Here is a 16,909-nt window from a genome sequence, read left to right as displayed (position 1 = left end):
GAGCGGATTATGACGGGATTTAGTTGCCAATCAGCCTGATCTCGTTGATCGCGAGGTCCTGGTATTTCCAGCCCGCATAGACGGAGGTTACCTTAAGCTGCATCCATGCGGCGTCTCCGCTGGATGCAACATCGATCACCTGCTGTTCGGCATGATCATCGAGCCGGAACGGGATGCGTTGTCCGTTCGAGAATACGAGCTCGCCGGATTGGACGCGGCCGTTCTTGTGGAAGATGTCGCTGTTCTTGCCGTAGCCGTTCTTGATCAGCACCTGACGGATCTTGCGCCGGCTCTGGAAATCGAACACCACCCATTGCCCCGTGCCGTCTCCGCGCACGCCCTCCACCCAGGCGGTCCTATCGTTACCGTCCAGCATATTCACCGGAAGGTAGGAGTTTCCGTATTCGGGGCTCCGAACTGAGCTTGCACACAGCGTGAAGTCTCCCTGGCTGTGGCAGCGTTCCTTCGCGGAGCGTGGCCTCTCCGCGGACGGCGAGGCGGGGGCGGGCGGGGCCAGCATCGCCTGCTGCTCCCGCGTTTCTCGCTGACGCTTGAGGGCTTCGATCTCCGCTCGCATTGTCTCGACCTTGGCGGCTTCTGCTGCAAGGCGCTCGGCATCGCCGCGTCTTCTTGCTTCGTCGGCCAATTGACGCTCAAGGCGACGTTTTTCCGCTTCCGACGCCTCTAGCCTATTGAGGACGTCCTGAGAGGGAGCAAGGGAGGCGTGTGTACCGCCTTCGCTCATGGAGAGAGAGATCGCCGATCCGCCGAGGGTGCCGTAGATGTGGGGGCGCTGAGTATCGGAAGTCGCCGAGATGACGTCGTCGCGAATACGGCCGAGCATCAAGCGAATGTCGATGTCCGGCGTCGCGATGTGCTTGAGCAGCGCTGCGGTGAACGGACTGTTCCTTTGGCCCGTGCCGTCATCGGCGGTGGTGCCTTCCTTGGCGGCATAAGCAACGAGCGTATTGTCATCCGGCTCGACGCGGGCGAGGCCCCGCTCGACGCTTCGCTTTCCTCCCGCCGGACGGAACGGATTGTTGCGGCAGGCGTCGAGAATGACCAGCTTGAGCCGCGTTGCACCCTCGAGCTGCTGGAGCACCGTATCGAGATTGATGGCTTCGAGCTCGACGTCGCTTGCGCGTTCGGGGTTTGCGTCGACTGGAATCAGATAATTGCGTCCATGCAACTCCAGCCCGTGGCCGGCAAAAAACACGACAACGATATCGGCGCCGACGGCGGCACGCCCTATCTCGCGCAACGTTGCGCGCATGCCGTCTCCCGTAAGGTCCTGTCTGAGAATGACCTCGTCGAATTTTATGTCTTGCAGCGCAGACGCTACGGCGCGCGCATCATTCACCGGGTTTGCCAGCGGCGCGATTTTGTAGGCCGAGTTCCCAATAACCAACGCCACCCGTTTCCCCGTTCCGGCGGAAACAGGCGCGCCTGCGAATGCACAAGCGCATAGCAATGAAAACACAGCGCAGATCCGTCTGTGCATTCACTCCTCCCACGACCGGGGATTCTGAAAGAATAGTATGTCTGCAGACGACCTCGTGCGCAAGCCCGTCAAAGTGATTATCATGCGAAAACGCCAGTTGTTTTGGACGTCCTCCTGAGCGGCGTTGTTTCGGCGAGGTGGTGGCCGCTAAGGGGCTTCCCAAAGCCTGGGAGCCCTTCCTCTGGACGGTCTCTTTGCTTTGGAGGATGTCTAGATGCCGTCCCGTTTGCCGGGTCGTTTTCCGGCAGGACCTGCACGGCACGACGGCCGGCTCTGCTTGGAGAGAAAAGCGGGCGGACGATTATTTGATGATTTGAGAGACGCAATTCAGAGACGCGGTGAGATGTAACTAACTGCACTCTTCTTCGGCCGTCAGAGTAGCGGCGGCTTGTTTGAAATCTTTTGAGAGACGGGTCCGTCACGCTTTGCCGGGCACGGATAAACCGCACGTGTTATCTCGGCAATGCCAAGGGCATAGGGGCGAGGCAAATGATGAAACGGCAGAGTGCACCTCGGCATTGGTTCATTTTACTGGCGGCGGTTTTCTTCTCGACTCTGGCGGCTTCTCACAGCTTGGCCGAGCCGGCGGCGTCTCCCTCCGAAGAGGTGCGGGCTCTGCAGCGGCAGCTCCGGGGTCTTGGCTATGTGGATACGCCCGACACGGGGCTTATGGACGTTCAGACCCGGTATCAGATCTGGTTCTTCGCGGAGGAGAACCGGCTGGACAAGAATGGTCTCTTCAACAATCTCCAAGTCGCCACAGTCGCCGATCTCTTGAGGCAGCACGCAGAACAGGTCGCCGAGGATCGAAAGAAAGCGCGTGTCGTCGTTCCGCGCAGCCATCCAAAAGATTCCTTCCTGGAGGTCGTGGCCTCGCCCGATGGGAAGTGGGCGGCGAGTTTTGCAGACCGGTTGATCAAGATTTGGAATCTCGAAACCGGCCTTGCGGTCCGCGACATTGAATTTGGTTGCTGCATGAAGGCAGCGGCGTTTCTGCCGGATTCCAAAAGTCTGGCGATCGGCACATCGGGCCCGTCTATCCGGATCCTGGATCTTGCAACCGGGGCGATGACGCATCGTGTCGTGATCGAGGGAAAGATCGACACGCTCGATCGCAACATCACAAAAATCGAGGTGCGCCCCAACAGTGACGAGTTGATTGTCGCCGACCAGGTCGGACAGGTGTTCGTGTTCGACTGGAAGAAGAACGCGGAGGTATCCAAGCTCGGACGCCATCCTCCCGCTGCGAACATGTTCGGGAACGACATCGAGGGCCTCGCGGTGTCGATGGACGGCCGCTTGGCGGCATCGGTTCGTGACGACGATCTCCGCATCGTGATCTGGGATCTCGTATCTCGTAAGCAAGCCAAGACGGTGAAGCTGCCGAAAGAATTCGATGGCGCGCGGTTCGCGTTCAACAGCGATGCGACCAAGCTTGTCGTCTGGTCACACTACAAGAACTCGATGGGAGAGCTTGAGCTATCCTCCGGCAAGTTCAGGTCCATCGCGCTTCCGGGCTATTTGAACGGACTGCTTTTCAATCCGGCTTTGACGAAGAACTATGCGGTGATCGTGGACCAGAAGGGAATTTCGCAGATCGGAATGCTGGACCCCGGCACCGGGAGTTTCGAGCCGGACTATCCCTTGTCGGAAACCGGCTTCGCATCGGGTAACGTTGAAATGGCCGGTGGCTCCGATGCGGGCCGATCCATCCTCGCCGGCAGCGAGGGGATGGTACGGATCGGAAGCCTCAAGGAGAAAACCAGTTGGAAGAACCGTGTCGATCCGCGATTGAAGATCGACAACGTGCTTCCCTGTGGGCCTGGCTTCTCGACGATCCAATACGATCGCTATTCGCAGAAATTGGGTGTGTGGGACTTCCAGAAGGGCACGCTGGCGGCGCAGCTCAGGATGGATGGCCAGCCCCTTGGCAGCCCTGATGCATCCGGCAGCGATCTCAGTGTCAGCTCCGCCGTCTGCTCAGGCGATGGCGAGATGCTCATCACAGGGCTGGGCTCTGGCGACGTCGTGCGATGGAGCCTGACCGGGGCGGAGCCCTCACGCCTGTCGACGATCGCCGGGCGGCCGACCGAGGCCTACGATAAAATGCTTGGCGTTGCGATTTCGCCCGACAAGCGTCTCATCGCGGTGAGCCGAGGAAATGGCATGGTTGAGCCGGAAGGGTCTCCCGGCACGGCGCGCAAGAACCGGTCTGAGATCGTCTTCTACAATGCCGAGAGCGGCGGAGCCGAGCGGACGATCGCCTTCGACAAGCTTACGACGGAGCAGACCTGGGGCCAGAACCAAACGCGCGTTGTGGCGCTTTCCAGCCGGTCGAACACCGGGCAGATGGCGTTCTCTCCGGATGGTGCCCGCCTCTTCGCTGCGCGTAGCGAATGGCGATTTGGGATGTGGAGCGTCGATTCCGGTCAGCGCATTCAGACCTATGAGACACTGCAGAAGTTCCAACGGTTCATGCCTGAGGTTGGCGTGAAGACCGCTGAGGACCGCCGTGTCGCCACCCATGCCGAACGGGGTTTCTCGCGGGTTCAGCAGCTCTTCGTGCCTCCTGAGACGAGCCGGATCTATGCCCTTCTGGATGCGTCCGATACAGGGTTCTCGCCCAGAAAGACCTTTCTTCTCGACTACAGCTACGGCTTCTCCCATCCCGAGCGGGTGCTGGAGGTGGAGACGATCCGCGTCGGCACCATCGATCGCAAGGGCACGCGCTTTTTTGGCGTCAACGGGCTGTCGGAGATCCTCGTTTACGAACTCCCCTCGGGCAAGCTCTTGCACCGGATGAAGACCACTCAGGGCGGGCTCTCGTCAATCGACGTGTCTCATGACGGCAGCCGGATTTATGGCGGCAGCGACGAGGGCATGGTGCAGACGTGGGATAGCGCGACGGGAGAGTTGCTCGCTACCAGCGTCCTGCTTGGGGACGGCGAGTGGCTGACCATGACGCCGGAGGGCTTTTTCAACGGGTCTCCGAAAGCAGGTCAGCTCATCTATCTCCGCACGGGACCGATGCAAATCTCGACCATCGATCAGCTCTATCAGTTCCTCTATCGCCCGGACCTGGTGCAAGAGAAGCTTGCGGGCGATCCCCAGGGGCTGGTCCGTGCCGCGGCCGTGAAATTGGATCTTGGCCAACTGGTCGCCTCGGGGGCTGCGCCGAAGGTATCGATCGTATCCCCCGCTGCGTCGGGATCCGTCGAGAGCGAGCGGATGACGGTTGAAGGCGAGATCACCGACCAAGGCGGCGGCGTCGGGCGTATCGAATGGCGTATCAACGGCGTCACGCAAGGCGAGGTGGAGGGGCAGCGGGGACTCGCGCGCGCCGAGGAGGCCACGACGTCAGCGTCTGCCGGCAGGAGCATCAAGGCGGCGCAAGCCTTGTCTCTCGAGCCTGGCGAGAACACCATCGAGCTCGTTGCCTACAACGCCGCCAACCTCATTGCGTCCGAACCTGTGTCGATCCGGCTGTCTCTTCCCGAGAGTGCTGTGAAGACGCCGCCGACTCTCTACGTGCTGGCCGTCGGCATCAACGACTACTACGACGGCCGATTGCGGCTGACCTACGCGGTGCCGGACGCGACCAAGTTCTCCGCGGCCTTGCAGCGTGCCGGAGCCGGACACTACAACAGCATAGACGTGACGACCCTGACCGACAGCGATGTGACGTCGGAGGGACTTGAGCGGGCCTTCTCGGAGCTGTCGAAGAAGGTGCGGCCGCGCGACGTGCTCGTGTTCTTCGCAGCGGGCCATGGCAAGACGGTGGATGGGCGCTACTACTACCTGCCGCGAGACTTCCGGTACCAGACAGAAGCGTCAATTGCGGAATTGGGCATCGGGCAGGACAAGTGGCAAGCGTGGTTTGCGAAGATTCCGGCCCGCAAGAGCATCCTCATCTACGACACCTGCGAAAGCGGAACTCTGACCGGCGCGAATGCCCAGCAGATCGCCATGCGCTCGGGTCTCGAGCAACAGGCGGCAGTCGGCCGTCTTATCCAGGCCACGGGGCGCACGGTTCTGACAGCGGCGACCTCGGACCGGCCCGCGCTCGAAGGATACCGAGGGCACGGCGTGTTCACCTACGCCCTGCTGGACGGCTTGGCCCGCGCCGACAGCAATGGGAACGGCCTCATCGAGGTCACGGAGCTTGCGGGCTTCGTCGACACGGCCGTGCCCGAGATTACGGAGAAGGCGTTCGGGTTGCGCCAGCTGCCGCAGATGAGCATTCAGGGATCCGATTTCGCGCTTGCCCGCAAAGTGGACGGGCTGGTTGCCGAGAGCGGGGCCGGACCCGCTCTTCCTGCCATTCCCGAAAAGCCGACACACGTAGCCTTGGAAGCGGTTCAGGTCTTCAAGGATGCTGGTCCGGCGGGTGAGGCGGTTCTGGAGCTGAAGCCCGGCATGACCTTTGCGGTAATCAAAACCGAGAACGGGTGGTCGCTGATTGCACGCGATGGCAAGGCAATCGGTTATGTCGAGGAGGCCAAGGCCCAGAAGCTGCAGTAAAAAGATTGACGAGAGCAGCGATGGCCGTGTCTCGCGGTCTTCTGCTTGCGAGTGTGGGGCTCGGCCATGCCCTGGGGTTTGTGGGTGCAGAGCCGGCGGGAGAGACCTCTCCTCCTTTGGAGATGCCGGCCCAATGCCTTTCCGTGAGCGACGGATGCCGGGTCTGCAAGCTCACCCCGCGGGGCGAAATCGCCGGATGCTCATGTCCCGGGATCGCTTGCAGCGTGGGGCCGTGGACCTGCACGGAGCCACTGGCGACCCCGGTCGGCCCGGATCCGAACCCGGCCGCGCCCCCGCCATAGTCTCTGTGTCCAAGAACAGATGCGCAATCTTCATCCGCAATCGCGCTAGTCCGATCCATCCGCTCTCTCCCGGTCGCTGGGGGGCTTCCAATCGGATGGGAAGGGGGCAAGCCGCTCGGGCCATTTTGCCAAACCGCTCCGTCAGCCATGGTGGGGACGGGCGACCTCGATCCATCGAGGCGAACAGCGGAAGGAGCGGCCCATGGCCCGGATCAGATTTCCTCTCTCTATCGTGACCTCTTTCATTTTCGCGGCAACCCTGTTGGCGCCTGCCGCTCAGGCCGCGTCTCTCCGCGACCTTGCTGTGGCGAGCGCGGAGCACGGCGCCAGGATCAGCGTGTCGGCGCTCAACGGGAGGCGGATGGAGGAGGGTGAGACAGCTCGTTTCAGGATCGAGAGCAACAAAACCGGCTTCGTGCACCTCTACGTCAGGAACGCGTCCGGCCGGATGCAGCTCTGGATGGAAAACGTTCCCATCCGTGCGGGCCGGAAGCTTCAATATCCGATGGACCCGTCGATCAAGATCCGTGCGATCGCGCCGTTCGGGGACGACGAAATCGTAGCGGTGCTGACGCGGTTCCAGGTTGATGGCTTCATCGGTCGGAGAATGACGTCCTCTCCCACGGAACTTGACCTGGATGTGCGGGAATTCGAGGACGAACTCGCGACGATCTTAACTGCCGATAGCAAAAATCCGTGGGTATGGGCGCGCACGGTTGTGACGGTACGCGAGTAAAGCTAGCATACTATCAGACGTCTGAGACATGTTCGGGATCGGTGGCATGTTTTATTCATTTCTCTGGTGGGGCGTTCTTCTCAGCTTGTTTGCCGCGCCAGCTTTCGCTGAGTCACACCCTAGCGCTTCCCAAACCCAAATCGAGATGGCCCAGGCCGCCGACGAGGAGTTCATGGAGCCGGATGCCGGAGCGTCAGACGATGAAGGAGCGGATGCGGCGGTGCCGCACACCGGGGAGGCAGACGACGCTTCTGACGAGGGCGCGAAAGAGGACTTTGATCAGTCTCTCGAAGCACATGGCGAGAGCGACGAGGAGCGGTCATCCGATGTGTGTGGAGCAGTCAAAAGCGGCGGCGATCGTGATGCGAAGATCATCGGCGGGTGTAAGTCCCGCCCCGGTAGCTGGCCGAGCTACGTCTACCTGAACATACAAAAAGGACAGTCGGAGTTTCTGTGCGGCGGGATTGTGATCGATAGCAACTGGGTGGTCACGGCGGCGCATTGCATTGCGGATGCGCCCTCTCCCGCTGAGAACTGCGCGCCGGGGCCGGTGACGGACTACGCGGCCACTTCGGTTACGGTCTTCGAAGGTACGGACACACGATACGGCGCTTCGAAGAAAAAGCTGGGACGGCGCCTCGCTGTCGACCGGGTGGTCCGCCATCCCGCGTACAAGGGATTGTGCGCTTCGCCAAAGGGGCATCACGACATTGCCCTGCTGCGGCTGAAAACGGTTGCCAAATCCCCCACGGGATTGCTCGACAAGAAGGATGGGGGTGGTCTCAGCTTTACCAAGCCTGGCGCCTTCGCGACGGTGATTGGCTTTGGTGACACCGGAGAAGGGATCTCGAACCATCTTCGTCAGGTCGACGTTCCAATTTTCAGCGAACGCGACTGCCGCAAGGCGTACTCCGACGCGGGCGTGGATTATGCGCTCCAGATTTGCGCTGGGTTCGACGCGGGCGGGAAGGACAGTTGCGGCGGCGACAGCGGCGGTCCCCTCTACATCCGCGATCCGTTGGGGCAGCAGGTTCTGATCGGGATCGTGAGCTGGGGCGCAGGGTGTGCCGAGGCAGGAAAGCCTGGGATCTACACGTCAGTCGCCGGGCATGAGGGATGGATTCGGCAATACGTGCCCGGCGCAGTATTCGCCTTGCCTTCCTCAAACGCGCCGTCCGGTGTCGATGCGTCGCTCGGTCAATTCGTAGGTCCGCCACCGGCCGACAGTCCGAGCGCCAATGGTGAGGTGACGGTCAGTCTGACCAACGGAGCCCGCGTCAAGATCGGCGAAGCGATCTCGATCCGCGTCACGAGCTCGCTGACGGGTGCGCTGGTCGTGCTCAACCAGGACCAGGCGGGTAAGGTCACGCAGTTATTCCCCAACAGCTTCAGCGCCTCCACGCAGGCAGGCAAAGCCCGCGAGATCATCCACGCCGGAGAGACCATCGAGATTCCGGGCAGCGATCAGAGCTTCATGCTGAAGGCCTCGCCGCCGGCGGCCCGCAACACCATCATCGCGATCGTGGCGCCTCCCGATGCGAAGATTGGGGATCTGGTCGATCCATCGAAGGCGCTGCAGGAGATTGCCGATCCCGTGACGCTGCTTACCGAAATCACGCAGCGGAGCAATGAGGCTGACCGTTCGCGCAGCGTCGACGTCGTGGGAGCGGCCAAGGTCGGGCGTGCAGTAGGGAAACGGCCGTTCGATATCGTAACCAATTAGCAGAACGTCAACACGAGTGGGCGAAAGGAACGTACGATGACACTCCATGGAGCTTTGAGGTTTGCTGTCGCGCTTTGTGGCGCTCTGGCCTTGACCTCTCAACTGTCTTGGGCGGGCGCGCAAAGAGACGCGCCGGTCACTCTGGCCGAGAACGCCGCTCCCGCTGAGGGCGCAGCCGCAACTGCCGAGGGTGACGGCGAGGCCAGCACGGAGGAGATCAATGAACAGAAGAGCGCAAGCAAGGAGCTCGAGCGCGATCTCGCCGCAGAGCTGAAGCCGATCTACGATCTTGGTGACGAGAACGGCAAGGGGCCGAAGATCGGCATCGACGCGTGGGTGAACAAGAAGAGCCTGACCTACGCCGTCGGCGATACGCTGTCGATTTCCGTGAAGCCGCAAAAAGATGCCTACATCACCATTCTCAATATCGGCTCGAGCGGCTCGACGACTGTCCTCTATCCAAATCATTTCCAGAAAGACGCTCGTGTGAAGGCCGGGTCCGTGGTCCGCATACCCGGGCGGAAGGAAAAGTGGCAGATCACGGTCGGCGGCCCTTCGGGAGTCGATCTGATCAAGGTGATCGCTTCAAAAAAGCCGCTCACGCTCAAGGAGTTGCAGACCCTCGCGGCGACCGACGAGAAGAACCCGCTGATTTCCATCGGACGCTCGAGCGAGGAGACCGCCAAGGATCTGAGCGCTGAACTCAAGCCGGACGGTGGAGATGAGAAGGACCCTGCGTTCGGCGTGCGGAACCTACTTGTTCGGGTCAAGAAGTAGGGGCTTCCGTGCGGGTGCCGGCCCAGACAGGCGAGCAATGACGGCGGTGGCTTCCAAGTGAAGACGATCCCATGACATCTGTCCAAGGAGAAGCCCGGCCCTCGCGCCGGACGGTCGTTGCAGGACTGGGCGCGCTGACCCTCTGGCCGGACGCATTGCTCGCGCAAGCGCCGGCAAAGGGAGCGAACGGTTCGGTCGTCAACAGGCTCGGCGTGTCGGTGCTGGACCGCATCGCTCGCAGGCACAAAGGGCAAAACGTCGTTATCGCCCCTCACTGCCTTCATTCGGCGCTGGTGGGCCTTGCGGCGGGCGGAGACGACAGCCTGCAGAAGGCCCTTTCCGGCACCATTCTGACGGGACCCAAAGCAACGGTCGAAAGTGTGCTCGCGGATTGTGCGATTCTCGGTAGCGAGCTCGCGAAATCGTCACGGGAGGGCGTCGAACTGAAGACCGCTGTCGGCGTCTGGGTCCACCAGGACGTCACCCCGGAGGCGGAGTTCAAGGACCGGCTGAATGCGGCGTTTGCCGCCGAGGTCGCGGGCGTGGACTTCCGGGGCTCGGATGCGCTGGCGAAAATCAACGGATGGATTGGCGAGAAGACCGAGGGCCAGATCCCGCAGATGATCGACCGGCTGGATCCGTTGACCGAGTTCGTTCTGGCATCGGCCCTCTATTTCAAGGGCCGGTGGGCCCAGTCGTTCGATCCGGCGCGGACGGCGCCTTTGCCCTTCCGCTTGCGAGCGGGAGAGACCAAGCAGACCCCGATGATGGCCGCCGAGATCGATGGTGGGATCTGGGAGGACCGCAAGCTCCGCGCGATCTCCATTCCTTTTGGAACCGCCGAGGCCCCGCGCTTCCAGTTCGTGATTGTGCAGTCAAAGGATAGGAGCCGGCCCTTCTCGACACGGCAATGGGATCTCGGCGCCGTGCTTTCGAAGGCGAGCTTCACGCCGGCCCGGATCGATGTGACGATCCCCAAGTTCGCGGTGAAGTTTGAAAGCGACATGCGCGAGGCGCTTGAGGCGAGTGGACTTCGGGCGCTGGTCTCCAGCAGTTCCAAGTACACTCGCATATCTTCGAATGCGGTGCGCGCGCCTGTCATCAATCATGCGGTCAAGATCGAGGTTGACGAGAGGGGCGCGACGGCCGCCGCTGCCACAACGGTCACGGCAACACGCTCTATGACAGAGGTCATGCGCGTTGTCGTGGACAGCCCATTCGCGTTCAGCATCTCCCATCGCGGCCTCAACCTAGATCTCGTCCAAGGGCTCATTGAGGATCCGGCGTCATGATCAAGCTGACAGACGACCACCTTTGGCCGAGCCTGCGTGTCATGATCCAGAAATTGCGGATAGCGCTGTCTCACCTGGTTGGTGCGCTGGCCCTTGTGCCGCTGATCGCCGCGCCGGTCGTGGCGGAAGGCGCAAACTGCCTTGACCTCGAAAGCAAAATGCGCGCCGCGCGCAGGGCCGGAGATCAGACGGAGGTTTCGGCGCTGGCATCAAGGCTCCTCTCGGGCAACACACCCTGCACGGCGTTGGAGCGCGAGTTGATTCTGAGACAGGCTGCGCTCGCTTTTTATGATCAGGCTATCGCGCCCTCGCTCAGCGACGAGCGGAGGGCGAGCTTGTTGCGGGACGGTCTCCGCTTGGCTGAGCCGTGGAAAATGTCGGCGATGCTCGGGGATCTAGAAATGGCGCAAAAGGGCTATCTCCGCGCTGCCGAGCTCTACAGGAACGCGCTGGATGACATGAGAGACACGGTGGTCAATCCAGAAGCGCCGTCTCTGGAGGTCCAGCAGGCCATATTCAAGAAAGCGGAGCAGGCGGCGCTGCTCGCACCCCGGCATGTCGCCCAGGTCAACATGCGCAGCGGAAAGCCAGGTGGAATTGCCGGTGGCGATGTACGCGGGTTCGTGCCGCAAAAGGTCGCTCATCCCATTCAGTTCGTTTATCGGGAAGCGACATTTACGGAAGCCGGCGCGCAGGCCGTGAAGGAGATGCTCGAGCTCCTGCGAGAGACTTCTCCACCACATGTCACGCTGACGGGGCATACGGATAGCCGTGGAGACGACGCGTTCAACAAGGCGTTGTCGATCCGCAGGGCGAAAGCGGTTGCCGACTATCTGCGTTCGAACGGGTACAGGGGCAAAATCCGCGTGGAAGGACGCGGAGAAGACGAGCCCTACGTCGGCGACGGCTCGGTCGAGCTTTCCGAGGACGAAATCCATCAGCAGAACCGCCGCGTGGAGCTCGAGGTGCCGAATGATCAAGCAGCACAAAAGTGAGGCATGAATCCATTGCTAAGACGGCTCATTGCAGCGGCTGTGGTGTGCACGCTTTGGGCCGTGGTGCCCGATGTGGCATCGGCGCGAGTTCACGCGCTTGCCATAGGCATCAACGACTACAAAACAATCAAGAAGCTGGAGGGCGCCGTTGCCGATGCCCAGGACGTCGCCCAGGCGCTTCGGTCCGTAGGGGCCACCGTGACACTGCTGACGGACAAGGAGGCCACGCGCAAGCGGATCGAGCGCGCTTGGCGTGAGATTGTGGGAGGTGCGGCGGCCGGCGACGTCGTCGTTTTTTTCTACGCGGGGCATGGAGGTCAGGAGCCGGATCGCGAGCCTTTCGACGAAGAGGATGGCAAGGACGAAGCGTTCCTCCTGGCGGGCTTCAGCACGAAAAAGGGCGATCCAGGTTTTTCAGAGCGCCTCGTAGACGACGAGATCCACGGCTGGCTGAAAGAGGCGGTGAGCAAGGGGTTCAAGGTCGTCTTTGTTGCCGATTCCTGTCACTCCGGCGGAGCGGGCCGTGCGACCTTCGGCGGTGGGCAGGTACGCTTCGTGCCGCCTTATGGGGAAGAGGAAGGTGCATCGATCGCGCAAGCGGTCAACGCATCGCCAAAACAAGATGCGGTCGAGGGGGGGCGCGATCGCGACATCCCGGGTGTCTTTCAGTTTCTGGCCGTCAGCGAAAAGAACCAATCTCCTGAAGTGCGCATTGACGGCGAAAGGCGCGGCGCCTTGAGCTACGCTTTCAGCCGTGCAATCGAGGGTCAGGCAGATGCAGACCGGGATGGGACGCTGTCGGGTCTCGAGCTGCAAACGTTCCTCATCCCTCAAGTGGCCTTGTGGTCGGAAGGACGGCAGATTCCGGATTTCGTTCCGCTCCGGCAGTCGGGAGATGGTTTGCTTCCGGCGGGAAAGGCGACGGCCACGGGCGCGGGACTGCACGCTCTTCCGCCGTTGTCCCTCAACATCGAGTCCGGTGGGGCTACGGCCTCTGCGAACCTGCGTTTGGACAACGCGACGATTGTCGCGGCGCAGAGGGACGCTGATCTCATCTGGAATGAAGCCGACGGAACCGTTCGCAGCAGCGCGGGCGACATTGTCGCCGAAGGCGTGCGGTTTGAGGAACTGTCCCAGATTGTCGAGAAGTGGCGTGTTCTCGGGATGCTGAAGCGAGTGTCCGCCGGGCATGCGATTGAAGTGAACCTGTCGGGAGGAACCAACAAGACCTACCGGACGGGGGAGGAGTTCAGGCTCGAGAGTGAGACATTGCCCTCGGGCAGCTACGTCACGGTCTTCGACCTCGCACCGGACGGGTCGGTCGCGTTTCTCCATCCCGACAAGACGCGACGAAGCCTCGCGGACAGCGAGGCGTCGCGATGGCCTGACGACATCCCTTTCTTCATTCCGAGGATTCGCGTGGAGGCTCCCTACGGCGCCGACCACATTGTGGTGCTCGCAAGCGATAAGCCGGTCGATGGATTGTACAAGGCTGCTTCTGCCGTGTCGTCTGCAACCCTTACGGGTCTGCTGGCGCAGGTGTTGGACGGCGCGACGTTCAGGATCGGGGTAGTGGGGATATACACGCGTGCAGAATAGCTCCTCGAAGCACCCTAGACACATCGGCCGGTGTGTGTCCGGATTGGTCTTGGCGGCCGCTCTTCTGCTCGGAGGCGCCACGGCGGGGCGATGCGAGGATCGAGCACTCATTATCGGCATCAACAAATACGCTTATCTTGGAGAGAAATCGCAGCTAAGCGGCGCTGTGAACGACGCCCGCGTCATGGCCAGCCTGGCGAAAACAAAGTGGGGCTTCAAGCCGCAGCAGATAAAAATGCTGCTGGATGCCGATGCGACGGCACAGGCAATTCGAAGTGCGCTTCGCGATTGGATCGTAGCCGATACGTCACCTGGGGACCGGGCGCTCATTTACTTCTCGGGGCACGGTTACTTTGTCGAGGATACCAGTGGGGACGAGGCTGACGGCCGGGACGAGGTGATCGTTCCCCACGACGGAAAACTGCTCGCATCCGGGTACGAGAATTTCGTGATTGACGATGAAATCGAACGGGTTCTCCGCGAGATGGCCGATCGGCAGGTCATGTTGCTTTCAGATAGCTGTCATTCCGGGACCATCGAGCGCTCGTTGGTCAGCGAGGACGAGGCCACCGGCAGTGAGGGTATGGTCCGTTCTCCCACGTGGACAACCGAGGGTATGCGCGGCGGCCCGGACAAAGATCTCGCCGTTGCACTAAAAACGAGCGAGCAAGCCTACAAGAAGCTGCGCCAGGCGAATTCGTTCATCGAGGCGCGCGATGTCACGGTCACGGGGCGAGGATCGCTGCTGGTATGGACCGCAGCCGCGGCCACGCAGCTCGCACAGGAGGATGCGTCCCTTGCGCCAGGCGCGAGACAAGGTGTTTTCACCCGGGCGTTCGTGGATGGCATCGGCGGAGCAGCCGACAGCAACGGCGACGGAAAGGTCACGGCATCGGAGGTCCTGACCTACGCCCGTGCCAAGGCCGAGAACTATTGCGCGAGCTTCGCGTGCAAGACGGGCATGACGCCAACCTTTGAGCCCGGAGGGTCCGAGCTCGGCAGAGATATGTCCGTTTGGCCCGTCGGCGCGGCCGCGGGAGATGCGGGCCAGGCTCCCCTTGATCCCACCGATGTCATTCCGGTTCCGCCAGAAGGGTTTTCCGTGAAGCTCGCGATCGAGCCCGGATCGACTGTCAGGCTTGGGCAGTCCATCAAGCTGCGGATCGAAAGCTCGCGGCCCGGCACGCTGATCGTGCTCGACGCGCGTGACGACGGGAAAGTCTTCCAGCTATTTCCGAGCGTTTGTACGCACAAGGAGCGCGCCATCCGCGCAAACGCTCCGCTGCTGATGCCTGACCCCTCTTATGGCTGCGTCTTCAAAGCCGATGAGGCCGGACAGGGAAAAATCATTGCCATCGTAGCAGAAGACAAGGTGCCTCTCGACACCCTGCTCGAGGGGACGCGTGCGAAGGGCATCGATGTGATTGGAAGGCCGTCGGAATATCTCGGAAGTATTGCAGAGGCCCTGTTGGCCGTATGGACCGGAGATCCGCGCAACCGCCCGGTGAAGTGGGGGCTCGCGACGGCCTCCTATGAGATTGTGAAGTAACGATTAGGCCGATGACCCATCGTAGACGTGGGCGCCTGGCCGGACCGCAGGGAGAGTGCTCGCTGACGTTCCGGCAAGTATGAGGGACGACAAGGCTTGCTCGCCGCGCCACTCATCGGCAAGCTCCGGGAGGAACAGGCGCCATTCTGCGGGGCAAGCACATGAGGTTGATCGTTGATCCTCGACGCGGCGACGTCGAAGACGATGCGTCCAGCACGAAGCACCGCTCGCTGCTCTCCATGGCGGGCAGTCTTCTGGTCGAGGTGAGCCTGCCCAAGCTGCTGCTTGCATGGCTCATTCTGTTGATCGTCCCGGCTATCGTGCTCGGCGTTGCGCCGCTGATCGCGACGAGCTGGGCCGCCAAGGTCGGAGGGCAGCTCGGCACGCAGCTCCTCGGGTTCGTGCCAGTCGTCATTCTTCTCGCCATTCTCGTCCTTGGCTGGTTGTTCGGGCGCAGGCTTTTCCATCTGGCGGAAAGCAGTTTCTGGTCGCTGAACGCGCTTGCGGTAGAGCCCGCTTACGCGATGTGCCGCGAGTCCCTGCGCCATGTCGCGGAGCTCATGCTTCCGGAAGCCGCGGAGGTCGCTCGCCGAGAGCGCCTCAGAGCGTGGACCGCCGCACTGTCGGGCATCCTCATCAGCGGGCTCGCGCTGGGCGCGGTGCTGCTCGCGTGGCCGGCCTCCCGTTGGATCGGTACGGCCGGCGATCTACTTGCGCCGCGTACGCTAGCCTGGATCGCGCTTGCCAACACCGTCGTGCTGGTTGGCACCTACCTTGCCGTGGCGTCGCTCGTGTGGGCGTTCGCCGATATGACGATGCCGCCTCCGCGCGACATCGAGAGCTTTCCGCGAGCTTCGCCGGGCGCACGCAGCTGGCGCATCGCGCATCTGTCGGACCTTCACGTCGTCGGCGAGCGATATGGATACCGGATCGAGAGCGGCAGGTCGGGACCGCAAGGCAACGCACGCCTGCATCGCCTGCTCGCAGGGCTCGACGCGCTCCATGCTTCAGAGCCGCTCCACACTGTGTTGATCACGGGAGATCAGACCGATGCCGGCCGCGCGGCCGAGTGGGCCGAGTTTCTCGATGCGATGGCGGCCTACCCCGCTATTGCCGAGCGCGCGCTCATCCTTCCGGGAAATCACGACGTCAACATCGTCGATCGCGCCAACCCCGCGCGCCTCGATCTCAACGTGGATCCGAACAGCCGCTTGCGCAAAATCCGCACGCTATCGGCCACGGCGGCAATCCAGGGCACTCGCGCCAAGGTGATCGACCGCGCAGGCAAGCGCGTCGGCGAAACGCTTCAGGATGCCCTGGCAGCGCGCGCGTCCGGCCTTAAGAGCTTCGCCGATACCGGACGTCCCGTCTTCTCGACGGCGATCTCGGACCTGTGGAACGATCTCTTCCCCATGGTCCTGCCGCCCGATGAGGAGGACGGGCTGGGCATCATCCTTCTCAACTCCAACGCCGAGTCTCATTTCTCCTTCACCAACGCGCTGGGGCTTGTCTCGGCGGATCAGGTGAGGGGCATCGAGACGGCGGCCGCGCAATATCCGCGTGCTGTCTGGCTTATTGGCCTCCATCACCACCCGATAGAATACCCGCGCGCCGCGAAGGTTTTGTCCGAGCGTATTGGCACGGCGTTGGTCAACGGCAATTGGTTCCTGCGCCAGCTTCGGCCGATGGCAAGCCGCGCCGTGCTGATGCATGGCCACCGGCATATCGATTGGATCGGCGAGTGTGGAGGAATGGCAATTGTCTCGGCGCCCTCTCCGGTGATGGAGGCGACCAACGACGTCGAGACGCACTTTTACATTCACACGCTGGAGGCCGGGAGCGACGGCCGCATTCGCCTGCTGAAGCCGCAGCGCATGACGGTCGCCGGGGACGAGACGCGCGAGGTATCGTAAT

The 16,909-nt window shown here is 62.0% G+C and carries 10 protein-coding genes; 9 read left to right on the top strand and 1 reads right to left on the bottom strand.

The annotated features are described in order from the left end of the window. Positions 1–19: 19 nt before the first annotated feature. A complete protein-coding gene (locus PE058_RS16570) occupies positions 20–1,408 on the bottom strand; it encodes an NADase-type glycan-binding domain-containing protein (protein WP_051113774.1) in 1,389 nt (462 codons plus the stop codon). A gap of 666 nt (positions 1,409–2,074) precedes the next feature. Between PE058_RS16570 and PE058_RS16565 the strand changes: the two genes are divergently transcribed. From PE058_RS16565 to PE058_RS16525, 9 genes are all read left to right on the top strand, one after another. Then, entirely contained in the window at positions 2,075–6,022 is a 3,948-nt protein-coding gene (locus PE058_RS16565) for a caspase family protein (RefSeq protein WP_271028905.1), read from the top strand. A 564-nt stretch (positions 6,023–6,586) separates the two neighbouring features. Continuing rightward, positions 6,587–7,060, top strand: a complete 474-nt coding sequence (locus tag PE058_RS16560) for a DUF4384 domain-containing protein (RefSeq protein WP_271028904.1) — start codon at positions 6,587–6,589, stop codon at positions 7,058–7,060. A 145-nt stretch (positions 7,061–7,205) separates the two neighbouring features. Continuing rightward, positions 7,206–8,783 (top strand): trypsin-like serine protease, encoded by a 1,578-nt coding sequence (locus PE058_RS16555; RefSeq protein WP_271028903.1) that lies wholly within the window; start codon positions 7,206–7,208, stop codon positions 8,781–8,783. Positions 8,784–8,819: 36 nt separating this feature from the next. Then, entirely contained in the window at positions 8,820–9,560 is a 741-nt protein-coding gene (locus PE058_RS16550; RefSeq protein WP_271028902.1) for a DUF4384 domain-containing protein, read from the top strand. A gap of 71 nt (positions 9,561–9,631) precedes the next feature. After that, positions 9,632–10,852 (top strand): serpin family protein, encoded by a 1,221-nt coding sequence (locus tag PE058_RS16545; RefSeq protein ID WP_271028901.1) that lies wholly within the window; start codon positions 9,632–9,634, stop codon positions 10,850–10,852. Next, positions 10,849–11,847 carry an OmpA family protein gene (locus PE058_RS16540; protein WP_271028900.1) on the top strand — a complete coding sequence of 333 codons (999 nt, stop codon included), beginning with the start codon at positions 10,849–10,851 and terminating at the stop codon, positions 11,845–11,847. Before PE058_RS16545 ends, PE058_RS16540 begins: the two co-directional genes overlap by 4 nt. Before the next feature lie 60 nt (positions 11,848–11,907). Next, the gene (locus PE058_RS16535; protein ID WP_271028899.1) at positions 11,908–13,446 is read left to right on the top strand and encodes a caspase family protein; all 1,539 of its coding nucleotides are present in this window, start codon (positions 11,908–11,910) and stop codon (positions 13,444–13,446) included. Continuing rightward, positions 13,436–14,995, top strand: coding sequence for a caspase family protein (locus PE058_RS16530; protein WP_333780403.1), 1,560 nt, complete (start codon positions 13,436–13,438; stop codon positions 14,993–14,995). Before PE058_RS16535 ends, PE058_RS16530 begins: the two co-directional genes overlap by 11 nt. A 161-nt stretch (positions 14,996–15,156) precedes the next feature. After that, positions 15,157–16,908, top strand: coding sequence for a metallophosphoesterase family protein (locus PE058_RS16525; RefSeq protein ID WP_271028897.1), 1,752 nt, complete (start codon positions 15,157–15,159; stop codon positions 16,906–16,908). Position 16,909: the final 1 nt, after the last annotated feature.

This window comes from Hyphomicrobium sp. DMF-1, from assembly GCF_027886585.1.
Taxonomy (GTDB): domain Bacteria; phylum Pseudomonadota; class Alphaproteobacteria; order Rhizobiales; family Hyphomicrobiaceae; genus Hyphomicrobium_C; species Hyphomicrobium_C zavarzinii.
The sequence above is the reverse complement of the archived record's forward strand: the minus strand, read 5'-3'. Positions and strand labels throughout refer to the sequence as shown.

Bases quoted from the DNA above. Each gene is read 5' to 3' on its own strand.
- PE058_RS16555 (WP_271028903.1), top strand. From the start codon at position 7,206: ATGGCCCAGGCCGCCGACGAGGAGTTCATGGAGCCGGATGCCGGAGCG.
- PE058_RS16545 (WP_271028901.1), top strand. From the start codon at position 9,632: ATGACATCTGTCCAAGGAGAAGCCCGGCCCTCGCGCCGGACGGTCGTT.
- PE058_RS16525 (WP_271028897.1), top strand. From the start codon at position 15,157: ATGAGGTTGATCGTTGATCCTCGACGCGGCGACGTCGAAGACGATGCG.
- PE058_RS16540 (WP_271028900.1), top strand. From the start codon at position 10,849: ATGATCAAGCTGACAGACGACCACCTTTGGCCGAGCCTGCGTGTCATG.
- PE058_RS16550 (WP_271028902.1), top strand. From the start codon at position 8,820: ATGACACTCCATGGAGCTTTGAGGTTTGCTGTCGCGCTTTGTGGCGCT.